The organism is Alicyclobacillus mali NBRC 102425 (genome assembly GCF_001570745.1).
In the GTDB taxonomy this organism is placed as follows: Bacteria; Bacillota; Bacilli; order Alicyclobacillales; family Alicyclobacillaceae; genus Alicyclobacillus; species Alicyclobacillus mali.
Window position 1 is genome coordinate 1 of record NZ_BCSG01000080.1, and the last position, 953, is coordinate 953.

The window sequence follows — 953 nt, forward strand, 5'->3', positions numbered from 1 at the left end:
CGCGAGAAGGTATTCGAACAAGGAGAAGTTCCATCAGGGACGAGCAAAGTGGAGACGCTCTTTGTGGAAGCGGATGGCGTGTACGTGCGCGGGCGCAGGGCGGAAGATGGTCAATCACACTTCGAACTGAAAGTGGCCGTGGCGTATGAAGGCAAGCAGGAGCAAGGGCGTGAGCGGCGTGCCCTCATGAATCGGCAGGTGGTTGTGGGGACTGAGGAGGCCGAACGCTTCTGGGAGGGGGCAGTGGCATCGTTTGGGCGCGTATGGGACTGGGCCAGTGTGAAACGATGCTGGGTCGGTGCAGACGGCGCGGAATGGGCGAAGAAGGGCGTCGAGATGCTCCCTGGAGCTCGATATCGATTGGATCCCTTTCACCTACGGCGCGCAATAGCTGGGGCCTTGGGGCGGGAGACGCAGGCCTACCGGAAGGTATGGGATGCGGTAGGAAGCGGGGATTGGTCACAGGTTGAAAAAGTCCTGAGGAAGGCGGAGAGCCAAAGCGAAGGAGCGAAGAAGCAGCGTATCTCGAAGCTGAAGTCGTACATGGAGAAGAATTGGGAAGGCATCGTGAGCGATGGTGACGTGGTGAGTCTGGGTACGATAGAGGGTCAAGTGTTCCACCACGTGGCGCGCCGGATGAAGCGCCACGGGGCACGTTGGAGCAAGTCAGGGGCGGATGCGCTCGTACGGCTTGTCGCAGCTCGCTCGAATCAGGAGCCCCTGCGGGTGCGTAGGCTTTCTCGTTTCGAAGTACAACCGAACGAACTGGCCAATGGGAAGCGAGTGAACGAGGCCGAACTCACAAGGCATGCTAAGGAGGCAGTGAGGTGGCTTGAAAGGCAGATGCCAGCATTGGTCGGTCCGCACGCGGACCGACCCTGGGTGAAGTACGTCTTACGTGAACTTTCCAGGATTTCGTTTACGGTGGCCTAATCAATCTACCCAGTGGGGTC

Annotated in this window: 1 protein-coding gene; it reads left to right on the forward strand. The window is 59.3% G+C overall.

What is annotated here, in order from left to right:
* Positions 1–933 (forward strand): ISLre2 family transposase (locus AMA01_RS13450; protein ID WP_156468472.1); only part of this gene is annotated, 933 nt, incomplete at its 5' end.
* Between the last annotated feature and the right edge of the window lie 20 nt (positions 934–953).